Annotated in this window: 21 protein-coding genes; 1 reads left to right on the plus strand and 20 read right to left on the minus strand. The window is 64.1% G+C overall.

Features of this window, described 5'->3' with window-relative positions:
- Window positions 1-26: 26 nt before the first annotated feature.
- The 4 genes from U0034_RS07520 to U0034_RS07535 all read right to left on the minus strand — a co-directional run bounded on the left by U0034_RS07520 (window position 27) and on the right by U0034_RS07535 (window position 3,793).
- Window positions 27-794 (minus strand): cytochrome c1, encoded by a 768-nt coding sequence (locus U0034_RS07520; protein ID WP_085228226.1) that lies wholly within the window; start codon window positions 792-794, stop codon window positions 27-29.
- Between the two features lie 22 nt (window positions 795-816).
- Window positions 817-2,199 carry a cytochrome b gene (locus U0034_RS07525; protein ID WP_085228227.1) on the minus strand — a complete coding sequence of 461 codons (1,383 nt, stop codon included), beginning with the start codon at window positions 2,197-2,199 and terminating at the stop codon, window positions 817-819.
- On the minus strand, window positions 2,200-2,820 hold the full coding sequence (petA, locus tag U0034_RS07530; protein ID WP_085228228.1) for a ubiquinol-cytochrome c reductase iron-sulfur subunit: 621 nt from the start codon (window positions 2,818-2,820) through the stop codon (window positions 2,200-2,202).
- 226 nt (window positions 2,821-3,046) lie between these two features.
- Window positions 3,047-3,793, minus strand: a complete 747-nt coding sequence (locus tag U0034_RS07535; protein ID WP_085228229.1) for a Nif3-like dinuclear metal center hexameric protein — start codon at window positions 3,791-3,793, stop codon at window positions 3,047-3,049.
- 19 nt (window positions 3,794-3,812) lie between these two features.
- On the opposite strand from U0034_RS07535, the gene U0034_RS07540 reads away from it, so the two are divergent.
- Window positions 3,813-5,024, plus strand: a complete 1,212-nt coding sequence (locus tag U0034_RS07540; protein ID WP_085228230.1) for a Do family serine endopeptidase — start codon at window positions 3,813-3,815, stop codon at window positions 5,022-5,024.
- A 146-nt stretch (window positions 5,025-5,170) separates the two neighbouring features.
- On the opposite strand, the gene tatC is transcribed toward U0034_RS07540, so the two are convergent.
- The 16 genes from tatC to murA form a co-directional block, all read right to left on the minus strand.
- Window positions 5,171-5,956, minus strand: a complete 786-nt coding sequence (tatC, locus tag U0034_RS07545; protein ID WP_085228231.1) for a twin-arginine translocase subunit TatC — start codon at window positions 5,954-5,956, stop codon at window positions 5,171-5,173.
- A 78-nt stretch (window positions 5,957-6,034) separates the two neighbouring features.
- Complete coding sequence (gene tatB, locus U0034_RS07550; protein WP_085228232.1) at window positions 6,035-6,589, minus strand: Sec-independent protein translocase protein TatB; 555 nt, start codon at window positions 6,587-6,589, stop codon at window positions 6,035-6,037.
- A 46-nt stretch (window positions 6,590-6,635) separates the two neighbouring features.
- Complete coding sequence (gene tatA, locus U0034_RS07555; protein ID WP_085228233.1) at window positions 6,636-6,878, minus strand: Sec-independent protein translocase subunit TatA; 243 nt, start codon at window positions 6,876-6,878, stop codon at window positions 6,636-6,638.
- 161 nt (window positions 6,879-7,039) lie between these two features.
- On the minus strand, window positions 7,040-7,402 hold the full coding sequence (locus U0034_RS07560; RefSeq protein ID WP_085228234.1) for a histidine triad nucleotide-binding protein: 363 nt from the start codon (window positions 7,400-7,402) through the stop codon (window positions 7,040-7,042).
- Window positions 7,403-7,448: 46 nt separating this feature from the next.
- On the minus strand, window positions 7,449-7,844 hold the full coding sequence (locus tag U0034_RS07565; protein WP_085228235.1) for a DUF4870 family protein: 396 nt from the start codon (window positions 7,842-7,844) through the stop codon (window positions 7,449-7,451).
- Window positions 7,845-7,899: 55 nt separating this feature from the next.
- Window positions 7,900-8,262, minus strand: coding sequence for a phosphoribosyl-ATP diphosphatase (locus U0034_RS07570; protein ID WP_085228236.1), 363 nt, complete (start codon window positions 8,260-8,262; stop codon window positions 7,900-7,902).
- A 69-nt stretch (window positions 8,263-8,331) separates the two neighbouring features.
- Window positions 8,332-8,739, minus strand: a complete 408-nt coding sequence (hisI, locus tag U0034_RS07575; protein WP_085228237.1) for a phosphoribosyl-AMP cyclohydrolase — start codon at window positions 8,737-8,739, stop codon at window positions 8,332-8,334.
- A 25-nt stretch (window positions 8,740-8,764) separates the two neighbouring features.
- Window positions 8,765-9,538, minus strand: a complete 774-nt coding sequence (gene hisF, locus U0034_RS07580; RefSeq protein ID WP_085228238.1) for an imidazole glycerol phosphate synthase subunit HisF — start codon at window positions 9,536-9,538, stop codon at window positions 8,765-8,767.
- A gap of 118 nt (window positions 9,539-9,656) precedes the next feature.
- Complete coding sequence (hisA, locus tag U0034_RS07585) at window positions 9,657-10,409, minus strand: 1-(5-phosphoribosyl)-5-[(5-phosphoribosylamino)methylideneamino]imidazole-4-carboxamide isomerase (RefSeq protein ID WP_085228239.1); 753 nt, start codon at window positions 10,407-10,409, stop codon at window positions 9,657-9,659.
- Window positions 10,410-10,532: 123 nt separating this feature from the next.
- A complete protein-coding gene (gene hisH / locus U0034_RS07590) occupies window positions 10,533-11,171 on the minus strand; it encodes an imidazole glycerol phosphate synthase subunit HisH (protein WP_085228240.1) in 639 nt (212 codons plus the stop codon).
- Window positions 11,172-11,173: 2 nt separating this feature from the next.
- A complete protein-coding gene (locus U0034_RS07595) occupies window positions 11,174-11,794 on the minus strand; it encodes a YchE family NAAT transporter (protein WP_085228241.1) in 621 nt (206 codons plus the stop codon).
- 49 nt (window positions 11,795-11,843) lie between these two features.
- Window positions 11,844-12,431, minus strand: a complete 588-nt coding sequence (hisB, locus tag U0034_RS07600; RefSeq protein ID WP_085228242.1) for an imidazoleglycerol-phosphate dehydratase HisB — start codon at window positions 12,429-12,431, stop codon at window positions 11,844-11,846.
- Window positions 12,432-12,527: 96 nt separating this feature from the next.
- Entirely contained in the window at window positions 12,528-13,601 is a 1,074-nt protein-coding gene (gene hisC, locus U0034_RS07605; protein WP_085228243.1) for a histidinol-phosphate transaminase, read from the minus strand.
- 7 nt (window positions 13,602-13,608) lie between these two features.
- Window positions 13,609-14,931, minus strand: a complete 1,323-nt coding sequence (gene hisD / locus U0034_RS07610; protein WP_085228350.1) for a histidinol dehydrogenase — start codon at window positions 14,929-14,931, stop codon at window positions 13,609-13,611.
- A 58-nt stretch (window positions 14,932-14,989) separates the two neighbouring features.
- Window positions 14,990-15,655 carry an ATP phosphoribosyltransferase gene (hisG, locus tag U0034_RS07615; protein ID WP_085228244.1) on the minus strand — a complete coding sequence of 222 codons (666 nt, stop codon included), beginning with the start codon at window positions 15,653-15,655 and terminating at the stop codon, window positions 14,990-14,992.
- The gene (murA, locus tag U0034_RS07620; protein ID WP_386092211.1) at window positions 15,652-17,016 is read right to left on the minus strand and encodes a UDP-N-acetylglucosamine 1-carboxyvinyltransferase; all 1,365 of its coding nucleotides are present in this window, start codon (window positions 17,014-17,016) and stop codon (window positions 15,652-15,654) included. The genes hisG and murA overlap by 4 nt, the downstream gene beginning before the upstream one ends.
- Window positions 17,017-17,029: the final 13 nt, after the last annotated feature.

Raw genomic sequence — 17,029 nt, forward strand, 5'->3', positions numbered from 1 at the left:
GCCCTCACACCGGTCTAGCGGCGTGATTATTTAACGTCCTTCCAGTACGCCGCGTTCAGCCTCCAGGCGAAAAACGTCAGCACGCCCAGGAACAACAGCACCCATACCCCAAGCTGTCTGCGCGTATGTTGCGTCGGCTCGGACATCCAGGTCATGTAGGCGACGAGGTCGGCCACGGCAGAATCATAATCTACTCGGGACATCGTTCCCGGTTTTACCTGCTCGAAGCTGACAAATCGATGCGACTTCTCGCCCGTTTCCGGATCGGTATCGTCTTCGTACTTCGCCGTCTGCTCGCCCTGCAACTGCCACAGCACATGCGGCATCCCGACGTTCGGGAACACCAGATTGTTCCATCCCGTCGGCCGCGTATCGTCACGGTAGAAGCTGCGCAAATAGGTGTAAAGCCAATCGCTGCTGCGCGCCCGCGCCTCAACCGACAAATCGGGCGGCGCCACGCCGAACCAGACCTTCGCGTCCTCGGGCCGCATCGCCACGTTCATGGTGTTGCCGACCTTGTCCGTCGTGAACAGCAGGTTCTGCTCGATCTCCTTTTGCGAAATGCCGAGCTGAGTCAGCGCGCTGTACCGCACGAGGCTCGCACTGTGGCAGCTCAGGCAATAGTTTACAAACAATTGGGCGCCGTGCTGCAACGATGCAAGGTTACGTGTGTTGTCGGGCGCATGGTCGAGCCTGACACCCTCTTCGGCAAACGCCGGCGCACCAGCCGCGCCAAGCGCCAGCGCCGCGGCAGCCAGCGCCATCCGCACGAGCTTCGAAAGCAATGTTTTCATGTGTTGTCGTCCTCGCGCGCAATTAATGGGGCTTGAACCGCACACGCTCCGGCGGCTCCTTGAACGTGCCGAGCCGGGTCCAGAACGGCATGCCGAGGAAAAAACCAAAGTAAATCAGCGTGCACACCTGCGCGATCAGCGTCGCGGTGGGCGACGGCGGCCGCGTACCCAGGAACGCGAGCGTGAGGAACGTCAGCACGAACACCCCGTAAAACACCTTGTGAAACAGCGGGCGGTAGCGGATCGACTTCACAGGGCTGCGGTCGAGCCAGGGCAGGAAGGCAAGCGAAATCACCGCGGCGCCCATGACCACCACGCCCCAGAACTTCGATTGCGTCAGGAGCATCGCCACGATCACGAGGACGGCGAGCACCGGCAGGCCGATGCGCCACTTTCCGCGCGCCCGCACGAGCGCCAGCAGGCCAAGCAGACCGATCACGATCATCAGCGTGAGCTTGAACGGGTCCGTCGTCGCACGAAGCATCGCGTAGAAGGCCGTGAAGTACCAGACCGGAGCGATTTCGGGCGGAGTCTGCAGCGGGTTCGCAGAGATGAAGTTGTTCTGCTCCAGGAAGTACCCGCCCATCTCCGGCGCGAAGAAAATGATCGCGGCGAACACCATCAGGAACACGCACACGCCGAGGAAGTCGTGCACGGAGTAGTACGGATGGAACGGAATGCCGTCGAGCGGCCGTCCATCCGGTCCCTTTTTCGCCTTGATCTCGATGCCGTCGGGATTGTTCGAGCCGACTTCGTGGAGCGCGACGATGTGCACGAACACAAGCCCGATCAGCACGAGCGGAATCGCAATCACGTGGAACGCGAAGAAGCGGTTCAGCGTCACATCGGAGACGACGTAGTCGCCCCGGATCCAGAGCGACAGGTCCGGGCCGACGAACGGGATCGCCGAGAAGAGATTCACGATCACCTGCGCGCCCCAGTACGACATCTGGCCCCACGGCAGCAGGTAGCCGAAGAAGGCTTCGGCCATCAGGCACAGGAAGATCGCGCAGCCGAAGATCCAGACGAGTTCCCGCGGCTTACGGTACGAGCCGTACAACAGCCCCCGGAACATGTGCAGATAGACCACCACGAAGAACATCGACGCGCCCGTGGAGTGCATATAGCGGATCAGCCAGCCCCACGGCACCTCGCGCATGATGTACTCGACCGACGCGAATGCGAGCACCGCGTCGGGTTTGTAGTTCATCGTCAGGAAAATGCCCGTCACGATCTGATTGACGAGCACGAGCAACGCCAGCGAGCCGAAGAAGTACCAGAAGTTGAAGTTCTTCGGCGCGTAATACTCGGACAGGTGCGCTTTCCACGTCGACGTCATCGGGAACCGCCGGTCGATCCAGCCGGCCAGGCCCGTCGTCTCGATCTCTTTTTCCGTCGTCGCCATTTACGCTTCTCCTTGTTCGTCCTTGCCGATCACGATCGTGGTCGCCGACGTGAACATGTAGCGGGGAACATCCAGGTTCTGCGGTGCAGGCTTGTTCTTGAACACGCGGCCGGCCAGGTCGTACGTCGAACCATGGCACGGGCAAAGAAAGCCGCCGGGCCAGTCGTTCGGCAGGCTCGGCTGCGGCCCCGGCGTGAAGCGCGCCGTCGGCGAGCACCCGAGGTGCGAGCACACGGCCACGACCACCAGAATGTTCTTGTGATCGGTACGCGAGCGGTACTCGTTCTTGCAGTAAGACGGATCCGGCATGGTGAACGGGTTTTCCGTATGGGGATCGGCCACTTCGTTGTCCGCTTTCGTGACGTCCTTCAGCATGTCGTCACTGCGGTTGATGACCCAGACGGGTTTGCCGCGCCAGGCAACCGTCTTCATCTCGCCCGGCTTCAGGTCGCCGATGTCGACCTCGACCGGCGCGCCGGCGGCCTTGGCTTTCTCGGATGGCTCCAAAGAGCTGGCAAACGGTACGACGGCGGCTACCCCTCCAATGCCGCCTACTACGGATGTCGCGATCAGCCACGTACGGCGGCTGCTGTCGACGCGTTCCTCTTCTTTATCTCGCATTACACGCCCCACTTCTGAGTTGGATTTCCGTCACGCTTTTTGCCACCGCCGCTAGTTTGCGGGAATGGAGTCGGCATTTACAAGAGCCGGCTACCAAAATCCGTGCGAACCACTTGATCCGTAAGGGTTTTCCCGAAAATCATCACGATTTCGCCACCTTCTTCGATTTCTCTTTAAGCATTTCGTGTATTACCGGGTTACTGCACCGCAATGCGAATGGGGTGAATCAGACCGGATTATCGATGTCGATGAAGAGATGCTCGAGGTCGAATCGCTCGGACAGATGGACTCCGAGCGCCTGCACGCCGTAGCGCTCGGTCGCATGGTGCCCCGCCGCAAGAAACGCAACGCCGCTTTCGGCCGCGATGTGCGTGGTCGGCTCCGACACCTCCCCCGTGAGGAAAACGTCGGCGCCGGCATCGACGGCAGCCTCGAAGTAGCTCTGTGCGGCGCCCGTGCACCACGCCACGCGGCGCAGTTCGCGCTCGGGATCGCCGAGCACGAGCGGCGTGCGGCCGAGCGTTTGCTCGACCTGCGCCGCGAAGTGCGCAAGCGTGATCGGCATCGGCAGCGTGGCCATCCAGCCGAGATCGTCGGCACCGAAGCGGGCGTCGCCGATCAGACCCATGCGTGCGCCGATCTGCGCGTTGTTGCCGTACTCGGGATGGGCGTCGAGCGGCAGGTGGTAGGCAAAAAGATTCATTTCGTTGGCGATAATAAGCTTCAACCGACGATATTTGCGTCCCGTGATCTGCGACATTTCGTTACGCCAGAAGTACCCGTGGTGCACCAGCACCGCATCCGCCCCCCATTCCAGGGCAGCCTTGAGGAACGCAAGTGACGCCGTGACGCCTGTCGCGATCTTGTCGATGCGCCGGCGGCCCTCGACTTGCAGCCCATTAGGGCAGTAGTCCTTGAAGCGTGCCGTATCGAGGGTGTCGTTCAAGTACAATTCAAGTTCGATCCGATCCATAGAAACCTCGATTCTTCAAATGCTTAGACGCTTTTGGCTGTTTTTTGCCCAAGCGGTGACGGTGCTGCTGGCACTGATGTTCATCGTGGTAACGCTCAAGCCCCAGTGGCTGCAGCGCCAGGGGCAATTCGGCAAGCAGCTCGCCTCACCGATCGTCGCCCTGCGTGAGGTCGCGCCGGGTACGGGTGCCGCCCCGATGGTCGCCTCCTATGCCGACGCGGCCCAGCGCGCCATGCCGGCGGTCGTCAATGTGTTCTCGGGCAAAGGTGGATCCGTGCCGCCGAATCCGCAAGCCAACGATCCGTTGTTCCGGTACTTCTTCGGCAATCCGAAGGGTGGCCGCGATCAGCAGCCGGACGATTCGGCCACGAACCTCGGTTCGGGCGTCATCGTCAGCTCGGAAGGGTACATTCTAACGAACCAGCATGTCGTGGACGGGGCCGATCAGATCGAGGTGGCACTGGCCGATGGCCGCAGGACGACCGCGAAGGTCGTCGGCGTGGACCCGGAAACGGACCTCGCCGTGCTCAAGATCAACGTGACGAACCTGCCGACCATCACGCTCGGGCGCGTCGACGAAGCACGCGTCGGCGACGTCGTGCTCGCGATCGGCAACCCGTTCGGCGTCGGGCAAACTGTGACGATGGGCATCGTCAGCGCGCTCGGCCGCAACCATCTCGGCATCAACACGTTCGAGAATTTCATTCAGACCGACGCACCGATCAATCCCGGCAATTCGGGCGGCGCGCTCGTGGATGCCCACGGCAATCTGCTCGGCATCAACACGGCCATCTATTCGCGTTCGGGCGGCTCGCTCGGTATCGGCTTCGCGATCCCCGTCTCCACGGCCAAGAGCGTGCTGGAGAGCATCATTACGACCGGCACTGTCACGCGCGGGTGGATCGGCGTCGAACCGCAGGACGTCACGCCGGCCATCGCAGAGTCGTTCGGCCTCGAACAAAAGGGCACGATCGTTGCGGGCGTGCTGCAAGGCGGGCCGGCGGACAAAGCTGGAATCAAGCCCGGCGACGTCCTGCTCGACGTCAACGGCCAGGAAATCACCGATACCACGCGGCTTCTGAACGTTATTGCGCAGATCAAGCCTGGCACCGATGCCAAGATCCGGCTGATGCGCAAGAGCAAGGAAATGGAAGTCGATGTGCTGATCGGCAAGCGCCCGCCACCGCCGAAACAGGCGGCGGAAGACAGTGACCAGCAGCAAGACGAGTAAGGGCGGCGGCCCCTAAGGCCCCTAAGGCAACTAGGGCAACTAAGGCAAGCCGCGGCGACGCCGGGCGGCACGCTCGAGGAGCGAGCGCGCAACCGACCGCGCCAACCGACCACCCAATCGACCGCCCGGATGCGCCGGCGCGCGACTCAGCTTGCGGCGCTCTCTCCATCCGCGACCGGCGCGTCCTTGCCGACCAGAATGCGCGCCGCGATGATGCCGAGTTCGTAGAGCACGATCAGCGGCACGGCGAGAATCAGCTGCGAAAAGACATCGGGCGGCGTCACCACGGCCGCGATGACGAACGCTCCGACCGCCACATAAGGGCGGATCTCCTTGAGCTTCTTGATCGTCAGGATGCCCATGCGCACGAGCAGCACGACGACGATCGGCACCTCGAATGTCACGCCGAACGCCAGAAACATCGTCAGCACGAAGCTCAGGTAGTTGTCGATATCGGTCGTCATCTCCGCGCCGAGCGGCGCGTTGTAATGCGCCATGACGCGAAACAGCGTGGGGAACACGACGAAGTAGGCGAACGCCATGCCGCACAGAAATAGCAGGTAGCTGCTGCCGACGAGCGGCGTCACGAGCCGCTTCTCGTGCTGGTAGAGCCCGGGCGCCACGAAGGCCCAGATCTGGTAAAGCACGAACGGCAACGCGATCACCAACGCCACGATCATCGTGACTTTCATCGGCACGAAAAACGAGCCCGTCACGTCGGTAACGATCATCTTGCCGCCGGCCGGCAGATTCTGCATCAACGGGCGAGCGAGCAGCCGGAAGATGTCGGGCGCCCAGTAGACGAGCGACGCGAACACGACGATCACCGAAATCCCGGCACGGATGATCCGGTCGCGCAACTCCACGAGATGCGAGATGAACGTCTCTTCTTTGCCTTCGTCGCGGTTCTGGTTTTGATTGGGGTCGCTCACGCCGGCCCTCGTTCGAAAATCGACAACGGCCGCGTTCGCGGCCGAATCATGGAGTCAGTCAACGGAAACGCCCACGGCTCAGAGAAAGCGCCGCGGCTTGCGCAGGCTCATGGGCGTATGGCGGGCCACCCGCGCCGCCCCCGATTGCACCTGGGTACGCCGCCCCGTGGCTCGCTTATACCAGACGGGCGTGGTGAGCCGCTTCGCACGCCAGTTGCGGCGCTTGGCGGGCGATGCAGCTCCGCCCGACAGCCACGAGCGGGAGCCCGCACCACCCGAAAAATCGTCCGTGCCGCCCCCGGTGCCATCGTCCGCCGCACCGCCGGCAATGCTCGGCGAAACGCGCGTGCCGGCCTGCCAGGCCTCGTTGAGTTCCGCTTCCTGCCGGCGCACGCCGTCGTGGATCGAATTCTCGACGTTGCGCGCCGCGGATTCGAAATCGGTCTTCATGCGGCGAAGCTCTTCGAGCTCGATTTCCCGCGTGACTTCGGCTTTGACGTCGTTGATATAGCGCTGCGCGCGCCCGAAGAGCGCGCCGGCCGTGCGCGCGACGCGCGGCAGCCGTTCAGGGCCGAGCACGACCAGCGCAACCACGCCGATCAGCGCCATCTTGGTAAGACCGAGGTCGAGCATGGGCGTCGTTCGTCAAATACGTCGGAGGCGAAAAAGCACGCGCCGATCAGCGGAAGTCGCTCGAACGCACTTTTTCCTTGGCGTCGACGTCGACGGTGCCTGCCGGCAGTTCACGCCGCTGCTCGGCCGCGCCCGGCTGCGCGGACGTCTCGCTCTCTTTCATTCCTTCCTTGAATCCCTTCACGGCCCCTCCGAGATCACTGCCGATATTGCGCAGCTTCTTCGTGCCGAAGACGAGCGCGACGATCAACAGGACGATCAGCCAGTGCCAAATGCTCAACGAACCCATGAAAACTCTCCAATTGCCTGCCGCCTGGATAGCATGCATCGGCAAGCGATATTGACCTTGCGGCCCGATCGGGGCGTACGCGCCCCGGCTGTGCGGCACCCGGTGCCGGCATGCGCCGCCGGGTGCGGGTGCTCACGCGCCCCACCCCCGCTGCGCCGTACTCAGCCCATCCGCTGCCAGGGCCGCGGCCCCGCAAGCAGATGAGCGTGCAGATGGTAGACCTCCTGCCCGCCTCCCGGCCCCGTGTTGATCACGGTGCGAAAACCTGTTTCGCCACCGGTATAAGCGCAGCCGAGCTGATCGGCCAGACGCGAAACCAGAACCATCATTCTACCAAGCAGCGGCGCATCGCTTTCGGTGCAATCCGACAGTGTGGCAATGTGCCGGCGCGGAATCACGAGGATGTGCGTTTCGGCCGCAGGCCGGATGTCTTTGAAAGCGAGGAATTCGTCGTCCTCATGGACCTTCGTACTCGGAATCTCACCTGCGGCGATCTTGCAAAACAGACAGTTTTCGTGGCTCATGGTCTTCCCGGTTGCATGACGTGCGAGCGCTTGCGTGATCCTTCCCTCAGAACCATGCCTGCGGCTCGAGCGGCTTATTGTCGTAAAGATACAACCAGCCTTTGACAATACGGTAAAGCATCCAGATGGAAACTGCCGCGATCACGATAAAGCCGATCGCGACGAATACGAGCGCGCCGCCCACGAGGTAGCCGAGCACACCGAACCAGAACGTGCGGATCTGCCACTGGATGTGCGCCGCGTAGGGCGTACCCTCGGCGTCGGTCCGCTTCAGATAGTCGATGATGATGGCGACGAGCCCGGAGATGCCGCCCGTAAACCAGTGCAGCGCATAAAGCGCATAGAGTACGTGCGTGAGCGTGCGCATGCTGCGTTCGCGTTCGCCGTCGGACGGGCGGTCGTACGAAACCGGCTCCCGTGTGCGCTGCGGGTCTTCGTTCATGGCTGTCCTCGCTGGATCGTACCGGCTCTATGGGGGTTCCGGCGCGCGTGCGGCGTCAGCCGCCTTCGCTTTCGCGCTCGCGACGCTTTCTGAGCGCCTTTTCCTCGATGCCCGACAAGCCCTCGCGCCGCTCCAGCTCGGCTACGACGTCCGCCGGACTCAGATCGAAGTGCGAGAGCATGACGAGGCAGTGAAACCAGAGATCCGCCACTTCGCCGACGAGTGCCTGCCGCGCGCCGCCTTGCCGGACGTCTTTCGCGGCCAGTACGACTTCGGTGGCTTCTTCGCCGATTTTCTTCAGCACGGCGTCGTCGCCGCGGTGAAAGAGCCGCGCGACGTAGGAGCTTTCAGGGTCGCCGCCCTTGCGGCTGTCGATTACGGCAGCAAGCCGCAAAAGCGTATCTTCGGTGGAATGCATCGGTTCAGTGCGTCGGTGGCGTTCTAACAGCGTGCTAACAGCGTTCGGAGGCGTTCGTTGCGTCCAGCCTCAACGATAGATCTGCTCGGGGTCTTTGAGCACCGGGTCCACGGCCACCCAATCGCCCTCGTCGGCCGTACCCTCGAATTTCTGGAAAAAACAGGAGTGCCGTCCGGTATGGCAAGCGATTCCGGACACCTGCTCGACCTTCAGCAGCACGACGTCCTCGTCGCAGTCGAGCCGGACTTCATGCACGCGCTGCACGTGGCCCGACTCCTCGCCCTTGAACCAAAGACGCTGCCGCGAGCGCGAAAAATAGACAGCCCGCCCCGTCTCGATCGTCTTCGCGAGGGCGTCGCGGTTCATCCACGCGAACATGAGGACATCGTTGGTCGACACCTCCTGTGCGATCACGGGCACGAGCCCGTTCGCGTCCCACTGGACCTTGTCCAGCCACGGCTTGTCGGGTGCGCTCATCTCAGTGCCTCAGTCTCACTCAGTCTCACAGTCTTACCGAAATGCCCCGGTCGGCCATGAAGCGCTTCGCTTCGCCCACCGTATGCTCGCCATAGTGAAAAATGCTCGCGGCCAGGACCGCATCGGCATGGCCCTCGACGATGCCGTCGGCCAGATCGCGCAGCGATCCCACACCGCCCGAGGCAATCACGGGTACGGGCACGGCGTCGGACACGGCGCGCGTGAGCGCGAGATCGAAGCCGCTTTTCGTGCCGTCCCGGTCCATGCTCGTGAGCAGGATTTCGCCGGCGCCGTAATCCGCCATCTTGCGCGCCCATTCCACGGCATCGAGCCCCGTGGCCTTGCGGCCGCCATGCGTGAAGACTTCCCAGCGCGGCGCCTCGCCTTCGGCCGAGGTCCGCTTCGCGTCGATTGCCACCACGATGCACTGCGAACCGTACTTCCGGGCGGCGTCGCGCACGAGTTCGGGGTTCGCGACTGCCGAGGAATTCATGCTGACCTTGTCGGCGCCCGCGTTGAGCAGGCGCCGCACGTCTTCGACGGCGCGCACGCCGCCGCCCACCGTCAGCGGAATGAAGACCTGCGAGGCCACGGCCTCGATGATCGGCAGGATCAGATCGCGGCCATCCGAGGTTGCCGTGATATCGAGGAACGTCAGTTCGTCAGCGCCCTGATCGTCATAACGGCGGGCGATTTCGACAGGGTCGCCCGCATCGCGCAGTTCGACGAAGTTGACGCCCTTCACGACGCGCCCGGCGGTCACGTCGAGGCAGGGGATGATGCGTTTTGCTAGAGCCATGTTGGTGCCAGTACCGCTGATAGGGCCGCTCGCCGGCGGCGAACGGCGTCGAACCGCCTGTGGCGCCGTGAGGCGCCCGCGCGACGCGGCGCGCTTGCGGCGGCGGCTGAAAGCGCCGTCACGCGTCGTCCGATTCGCGCAACGTGTCGGCCCGTGTTTGCGCTGCGGTGAAATCGAGGTCGCCCGAGTAGATAGCACGGCCGCAAATGACGCCTTCGATGCCCTCGTCCTCGACCTCGCACAGCGCGTCGATATCGGCGAGGTTGGACAGGCCGCCGCTTGCGATCACCGGAATCTTCACGGCGCGCGCGAGACGAACCGTCGCCTCGATATTGATGCCCTGCAGCATACCGTCGCGGCCGATATCGGTATAGATGATCGACTCGCAGCCGTAATCCTCGAACTTCTGCGCAAGATCGACGACCTCGTGCCCCGTCAGCTTGCTCCAGCCGTCCGTGGCAACCTTGCCGTCCTTCGCATCGAGGCCGACGATGATGTGCCCGCCGAACGCCGTGCAGGCATCCTGCAGGAAGCCGGGGTTCTTCACGGCCGCCGTGCCGATGATGACGTAAGACAGGCCGTCGTCGAGATAGCGTTCGATCGTCTCGAGGTCGCGAATGCCACCGCCCAACTGAACGGGTATTTCGCTGCCCACTTCGTCGATGATCGCCCGGATCGCGTCTTCATTCCTCGGCTTTCCCGCGAACGCGCCGTTCAGATCGACGAGGTGCAGCCGCCGCGCCCCCCGCTCGACCCAATGGCGGGCCATGGCCGCCGGATCCTCGGAAAAAATCGTCGCCTGGTCCATATCGCCTTGTTTGAGGCGCACACACTGACCGTCCTTGAGGTCGATGGCGGGAATCAGCAGCATAGCAATCGCGTGAAATCTGGGAAGGTGGATGACATCGGCAGCGGCCCGCGCGCGGGCCGTCTCGCTAGTTTAGTACAGTCTTTCGGCGCGTCGGCCGCTTGTTGTCCGTCAAAAGCACGACGCTCAGGGGTTCCAGTCGACGAAATTGCGGTAGACGCGCAGGCCGGTGGCCGCGCTTTTCTCGGGGTGAAACTGGGTCGCAAAGATATTGTCGCGCGCCACGGCCGACGTAAACACCACGCCGTAATCCGTTTCGCCCACTGTATGGGCCGCATTGTCGGGCACTACGTAGTAACTGTGCACGAAATAAAAAAAACTGCCGTCGGGCACGCCGTCCCAAAGCGCATGGGCTCGCGTCTGCCGCACCCGGTTCCAGCCCATTTGCGGCACCTTGAAGCGCGACCCGTCGTCCTGCAGCCGGCCCTCGAGCTCGAAGCGCACCACTTTGCCCGGCAACAGCCCGAGGCCCGCGGTATCGCCCTCGGCGCTCCAGTCGAAGAGCATCTGCTCGCCCACGCACACGCCCATCAGGGGCTTCGCGCGCGAGGCTTCCAGCAATGCATCCTGAAGGCCCGATTCGCGCAGGCAACGCATGCAGTCAGGCATTGCACCCTGACCCGGCAGCACCACGCGGTCGGCCGAACGGATCGCCTCGGGGCGATCAACGATGGCAACGTCCGCCTCGGGGGCCGCCTGCTTCAGCGCCTGCTGCACCGAGCGCAGGTTCCCCATCCCGTAATCCACAATCGCAATCTTCTTCATGGCTATCGCAAGTTAGGCAGCAACGCCTTCAATCCGTCGACGATGAACTCCACCGCCAGCGCCGACAACATCAAACCCATCAGCCGCGTGCCGATATTGATGCCGGTTTGCCCGATGAAGCGGGCGATCGGCTCGGCCAGGCGCAGCGACAGGAAGCAGATCGCCGCCAACACCGCGCCGATGACGACGAGCCCCAGCCGGTCGTACCAATGGTGGGCGCTGGCCGCATAGACGATCACCGTGCTGATCGAGCCAGGGCCCGTGAGAAGCGGGATGGCGAGCGGCACCACGGCAATGCTGTTCTTCGACTCCGCTTCGTCGCGCTCTTCCGGCGTGGCGCGTGCGTTGCCGATCTGCGCGTTGAGCATGTTGATCGCCATCAGCAGCATGATGATGCCCCCGCCCACCTCGAGCGAGCCCACCGAGATGCCGAAAAAGCTGATGATCTGTTGCCCGAGCAGCGTCGTGACCGCAATCACGCAGAACACCGAGATCGAGGCGATGCGGATCGTGTGCCGACGCTCGCGCTCCGATTGCCCGGAGGTGAGGCTCAGAAAGAACGGCACGGCCCCGACCGGGTTGATCAACGCCAACAGCGAAATAAATGATTTGAGCAGATCCATCGGTGTGCGCGGCGCGCGCGCCGGTGAGTCGCGTGTGAGTTGCGGCCGCTCAGAGGCTGCCCTTGGTCGACGGTACCTGCCCCGCCGCGCGTTCGTCGTGCTCGGCCGCCATGCGCAGCGCCCGGCCGAAAGCCTTGAACACCGTCTCCATCTGGTGATGGGCGTTCACGCCGCGCAGATTGTCGACATGCAGCGTCACGCCGGCGTGGTTCACGAACCCGCGAAAGAACTCGATCGACAGATCGACGTCGAAATTGCCGATGCGGGCGCGCGTGAACGGAACGTTGAATTCGAGCAACGGCCGGCCGGAGAAATCGATAACCACACGGGAGAGCGCTTCGTCGAGCGGCACGTACGCGTGGCCGTAGCGGCGAATGCCCTTTTTGTCGCCAATCGCCTTGGCGACCGCCATGCCGAGCGTGATGCCGGTGTCTTCGACCGTGTGGTGATCGTCGATATGCAAGTCGCCATGCGCCTCGACCTCCAGGTCGACCAGCCCGTGACGGGCGATCTGGTCGAGCATGTGATCGAGAAACGGCACGCCGGTGGCCAGCTTCTGCTGGCCGGTGCCGTCCAAATTGATCTTCACACGGATCTGCGTTTCGCTGGTATTGCGAACGACTTCCGCAACGCGCATGGAAAACCTCGAGTCGAGCGGGAAAACGAATGCCGAAAGGTGAAAGAACGCGGCGCCCCGCCCGTGTAGCGCGGGAGCAGCCCGATTTTTCAGCGATTATTTCAAAACAAGCCGAAGCGCGGCGAGCATTTGTGCGTTTTCATCGGGCGTACCCACCGTCAAACGCACGCAATTCGCCAGCAACGGATGCATTTTACCCACGTTTTTGATCAAAACCCGCTCCGCGAGCAGCGTTTCGTACACCGCATCCGCATCGGGCACGCGCACGAGCAGAAAGTTGCCCGCGCTCGGGAAGACGGCCGCCCCCGGCAGCGCGGCCACGGCCTCGGCCAGCCTCGCGCGCTCGGCGCGCAACTGCGCGGCCTGCGGCTCCAGCACGTCGTCGATATGATCGAGTACGAATTCGGCCGCGGCCTGCGTGAGCACGTTGACGTTGTAGGGCGGACGAACCTTGTCGAACTCGTCGAGCCAGACGGACGAGCCGACGAGGTAGCCCAGGCGGATGCCGGCCAGCCCGAGCTTCGACACCGTGCGCATCACCACCACGTTGTCGAACTCGAGCGCACGCGGCAGCCACGTCTCCTGCGCGAACGGCTGGTACGCCTCGTCGATGACGACGAGGCTCCTTTTCGCCGCCGCGACGATGCGCTCGATATCGGCGCGCGGATAGAGCGTGCCGGTCGGGTTGTTGGGGTACGCGAGGTAGATCACGGCTGGCTCGTGCTCGACGATCGCGGCCAGCATCGCCTCGACGTCGAGCGTCAGATCGGGCCGGTGAGGCACGCCCACGAACTCGAGCTGGGCGAATTTCGCCGACATCTGGTACATGACGAAACCCGGCACCGGCGCGAGCAGTTTCGCCCCTGGCTTCGCCACGGCCATGGCGATCATGCTGATGATTTCGTCCGAGCCGTTGCCGAGCAACACGCCGCAGCCGGCGGGTACGCCCATGACGCGCTTGATCTTGTCGATCAGCGCGGCCGGGCGCGGCGCGGGGTAGCGATTGAGGGCCACCGCGGCCAGCCGTTCGCCGAGCGCCTTGGCCACCGGCTCCGGCAGCGTGAACGGGTTTTCCATCGCGTCGAGCTTGACGAACCCCGTCGCGTCCGCAACGGGATAGCTCGTCATCGCCAGCACGTCCGGCCTGATGATGTCTTGCGGCTTGGTCATGGCCCGGTCAGCCGGTTTGCTTCATGCGGTACTCGGCGCTTTTCGCGTGGGCCGGCAGCCCTTCGCCGTAAGCGAGTTCGGCCGCGATTTCGCCGAGTGTCTGCGCGCCCTCGCCGCTCACTTCGATGACACTCGAGCGCTTGAAGAAGTCATAGACGCCGAGCGGCGACGAGAAACGCGCCGTGCGCGACGTCGGCAGCACGTGGTTCGGCCCCGCGCAGTAGTCGCCGAGGCTTTCGCTCGTGAAGCGGCCGACGAAGATCGCACCCGCATGGCGGATTTCATTGGCCCATTGCTGCGCATCGAGCGCTGAAATTTCGAGGTGCTCGGGCGCGATCTGATTGGCGATCGCGCACGCCTCGGCCATGTCGCGAACCTTCACGAGCGCGCCGCGCCCTTCGAGCGAGCGCTGGATCACCTCGCGCCGCGGCATCGCCGGCAGCAGTTCCGCAATCGCCTCTTCGACACGCGCGATGAACGCGTCATCGGGGCACAGCAGGATCGATTGCGCGAGTTCGTCGTGCTCGGCCTGCGAAAAGAGGTCCATCGCGATCCAGCGCGGATCGGTCGTGCCGTCGCACAGCACGAGGATTTCCGAGGGGCCCGCGATCATGTCGATGCCGACCGTGCCGAACACCCGGCGCTTCGCCGATGCCACGTAGGCATTGCCCGGCCCGCAGATCTTGTCGACGGCCGGTACCGTGGCCGTGCCGTACGCGAGCGCGCCGATCGCCTGCGCCCCGCCGATCGTAAACACGCGGTCGACGCCGCCGAGCAGCGCCGCCGCCAGCACCAGCGGATTTTTCACGCCGTCGGGCGTGGGCACGACCATGACGATCTCTTTCACGCCGGCCACGCGGGCCGGAATTGCGTTCATCAGCACCGACGACGGGTAAGCCGCCTTGCCGCCCGGCACGTAGATGCCGGCCCGGTCGAGCGGTGTCACCTTCTGGCCGAGCACCGTGCCGTCCGCCTCGGTGTAGTGCCAGCTGTGGCTGCCGCACTCGATCTTCTGCTTCTCGTGGTAGCCGCGCACGCGCGCAGCGGCAGCCTCGAGCGCCGCGCGCTGCTTCGGCTGCAGGCTCTCGAGCGCCGCCTCGAGTTCGCTTTGCGGCAGCTCCAGCGCCGCCACGCTCGCCGCGTCGAGCCGGTCGAACCGGTTCGTGTACTCGAGCACCGCGGCATCGCCGCGCGTTTTCACGTCGGCGAGAATCTGCGCCACCGAGCGCTCGATCGCCTCGTCTTCGCTCGCTTCGAAGGCAAGCACAGCGGCGAGCGTCGCAGCGAAATCAGCGGCGCTCGAATCGAGTTTGCGAATCTTCAGAGACATACTGGTATCCGTTTCGGTAAGGCACGCATCGGCGCGCCGCAGGCTCGCGGCTTCGCCCTCAAGCACTCGCCTCGCCGCGCTGCGAAGCGCGCTCGAATGCGTCGATGAGCGGCTTGAGCGCCGTGCGCTTCAGCTTCAGCGCGGCCTGATTCACCACGAGGCGCGAGGAGATCTGCATGATCTCCTCGACCTCGACCAGATTGTTGGCGCGCAGCGTCCCGCCCGAGCTCACGAGGTCCACGATCGCGTCGGCCAACCCCACGAGCGGCGCGAGTTCCATCGACCCATAGAGCTTGATCAGATCGACGTGCACGCCCTTGGCGGCAAAATGCTCGCGCGCCGTCTGCACGTATTTCGTCGCCACGCGCAGCCGTGCGCCCTGGCGCACCGCATTTGCGTAGTCGAAGCCCGCTTTCACCGCCACCGACATGCGGCAGCGCGCGATATTCAAATCGATCGGCTGATAAAGCCCGCCTCCGCCATGCTCGAGCAGGACGTCCTTGCCCGCCACGCCGAAATCGGCCGCGCCGTATTCGACGTAGGTCGGCACGTCCGTCGCGCGCACGACGATGACGCGCAGATTCGGCGCGCTCGTCGGCAAAATCAGCTTGCGCGACGTCTCGGGATCTTCCGCCACCTGCACGCCGGCCGCCGCCAGAAGCGGCATCGTTTCTTCAAAGATACGCCCTTTGGAGAGGGCGAGTGTCAGCGTCGTATCGCTCATGCCTGAGCCCCCGCGTTCGCCGGGATTCGGCGCACCTTCGCGCCGATGCGCGTGAGTTTGTCCTCCATCCGGTCATAGCCGCGATCGAGGTGATAGATACGATCGACGATCGTCTCGCCTTCGGCGCACAATCCCGCGATGACGAGGCTCGCCGACGCCCGCAGATCCGTGGCCATCACCGTCGCGCCGGAAAGCTGGGGCACGCCCGTGACGACGGCCGTATTGCCGTCCACGCTGATGCGCGCGCCCAGGCGGTTCAGCTCCTGTACATGCATGAAGCGGTTCTCGAAGATCGTCTCGATCACTTGCGCACTGCCCTCCGCAATCGCGTTGAGCGCCATGAATTGCGCCTGCATGTCGGTCGGGAATGCCGGATATTCCGAGGTGCGCACGCTCACCGCGCTCGGGCGGCCGTGCATTTTCACGCGCAGCCAGTCCTCGCCTTCCTCGATCGCGACACCCGCTTCGCGCAGCTTCGCCGTCACCGCGTCGAGCGTCTGCGGGCGCACGCCGCGCAGCGTCACGTCGCCGCCCGCCGCCGCCACGGCGCACAGGAAGGTACCCGCTTCGATGCGGTCCGGGATCACCGCATGGCGCGCGCCGTGCAGCTTCTCGACGCCCTGGACCACCAGACGATCCGTACCGATGCCCTCGATCTTCGCGCCCATCGCGACAAGCAGATGCGCGAGGTCGCCGACCTCGGGCTCGCGCGCGGCGTTCTCGAGCACCGTCTCGCCCTCCGCCAGCACCGCCGCCATCAGCAGGTTCTCCGTGCCCGTCACCGTGATCATGTCCGTGACGATTCGCGCACCCTTGAGCCGGCGCGCACGCGCCTCGATATAGCCGTGCTCGATGCTGATCTCGGCGCCCATCGCCTGCAGCCCCTTGATGTGCTGATCGACGGGGCGCGCGCCGATGGCGCAGCCGCCCGGCAGCGACACCTTCGCCGAGCCGAAGCGCGCCACGAGCGGCCCGAGCACGAGAATCGACGCTCGCATCGTCTTCACGAGTTCGTAGGGCGCGACGGGATTGTCCACCCGCGTCGCGTCGAGCGAGACCCGCCCACCGGCCACCTCGCTTGCGACACCCATCTGCGAAAGCAGTTTGAGCGTGGTGCGCACGTCCTTCAGGTCGGGCACGTTCTCCAGGTGAAGCGGATCGGCCGCAAGCAGACTCGCGCAGAGAATCGGCAACGCCGCGTTTTTCGCACCGGAGATATCGAGCTCGCCGGCGAGTGTCTGGCCGCCTTCGATCGCAAGCTTGTCCATGCTGATCTGTCCCTGATGGGCTTCGCCTTCTGCCCGGGTTCTCGTCGCGGCACCGCTGCCGGCGCCGTTCCTATCGTCTTGAGTAATGCGCACTGCGTTTTCCGAA

Source organism: Trinickia caryophylli (assembly GCF_034424545.1).
Classification (GTDB): domain Bacteria; phylum Pseudomonadota; class Gammaproteobacteria; order Burkholderiales; family Burkholderiaceae; genus Trinickia; species Trinickia caryophylli.

Bases quoted from the DNA above. Each gene is read 5' to 3' on its own strand.
- U0034_RS07570 (WP_085228236.1), bottom strand. From the start codon at position 8,262: ATGCATTCCACCGAAGATACGCTTTTGCGGCTTGCTGCCGTAATCGAC.
- hisH (WP_085228240.1), bottom strand. From the start codon at position 11,171: ATGAAGAAGATTGCGATTGTGGATTACGGGATGGGGAACCTGCGCTCG.
- U0034_RS07560 (WP_085228234.1), bottom strand. From the start codon at position 7,402: ATGAGCCACGAAAACTGTCTGTTTTGCAAGATCGCCGCAGGTGAGATT.
- U0034_RS07535 (WP_085228229.1), bottom strand. From the start codon at position 3,793: ATGGATCGGATCGAACTTGAATTGTACTTGAACGACACCCTCGATACG.
- petA (WP_085228228.1), bottom strand. From the start codon at position 2,820: ATGCGAGATAAAGAAGAGGAACGCGTCGACAGCAGCCGCCGTACGTGG.
- U0034_RS07565 (WP_085228235.1), bottom strand. From the start codon at position 7,844: ATGAACGAAGACCCGCAGCGCACACGGGAGCCGGTTTCGTACGACCGC.
- hisI (WP_085228237.1), bottom strand. From the start codon at position 8,739: ATGAGCGCACCCGACAAGCCGTGGCTGGACAAGGTCCAGTGGGACGCG.
- hisD (WP_085228350.1), bottom strand. From the start codon at position 14,931: ATGTCTCTGAAGATTCGCAAACTCGATTCGAGCGCCGCTGATTTCGCT.
- hisF (WP_085228238.1), bottom strand. From the start codon at position 9,538: ATGGCTCTAGCAAAACGCATCATCCCCTGCCTCGACGTGACCGCCGGG.
- hisC (WP_085228243.1), bottom strand. From the start codon at position 13,601: ATGACCAAGCCGCAAGACATCATCAGGCCGGACGTGCTGGCGATGACG.
- hisB (WP_085228242.1), bottom strand. From the start codon at position 12,431: ATGCGCGTTGCGGAAGTCGTTCGCAATACCAGCGAAACGCAGATCCGT.
- hisA (WP_085228239.1), bottom strand. From the start codon at position 10,409: ATGCTGCTGATTCCCGCCATCGACCTCAAGGACGGTCAGTGTGTGCGC.
- tatA (WP_085228233.1), bottom strand. From the start codon at position 6,878: ATGGGTTCGTTGAGCATTTGGCACTGGCTGATCGTCCTGTTGATCGTC.
- U0034_RS07595 (WP_085228241.1), bottom strand. From the start codon at position 11,794: ATGGATCTGCTCAAATCATTTATTTCGCTGTTGGCGTTGATCAACCCG.
- hisG (WP_085228244.1), bottom strand. From the start codon at position 15,655: ATGAGCGATACGACGCTGACACTCGCCCTCTCCAAAGGGCGTATCTTT.
- tatB (WP_085228232.1), bottom strand. From the start codon at position 6,589: ATGCTCGACCTCGGTCTTACCAAGATGGCGCTGATCGGCGTGGTTGCG.
- U0034_RS07525 (WP_085228227.1), bottom strand. From the start codon at position 2,199: ATGGCGACGACGGAAAAAGAGATCGAGACGACGGGCCTGGCCGGCTGG.
- U0034_RS07540 (WP_085228230.1), top strand. From the start codon at position 3,813: ATGCTTAGACGCTTTTGGCTGTTTTTTGCCCAAGCGGTGACGGTGCTG.
- U0034_RS07520 (WP_085228226.1), bottom strand. From the start codon at position 794: ATGAAAACATTGCTTTCGAAGCTCGTGCGGATGGCGCTGGCTGCCGCG.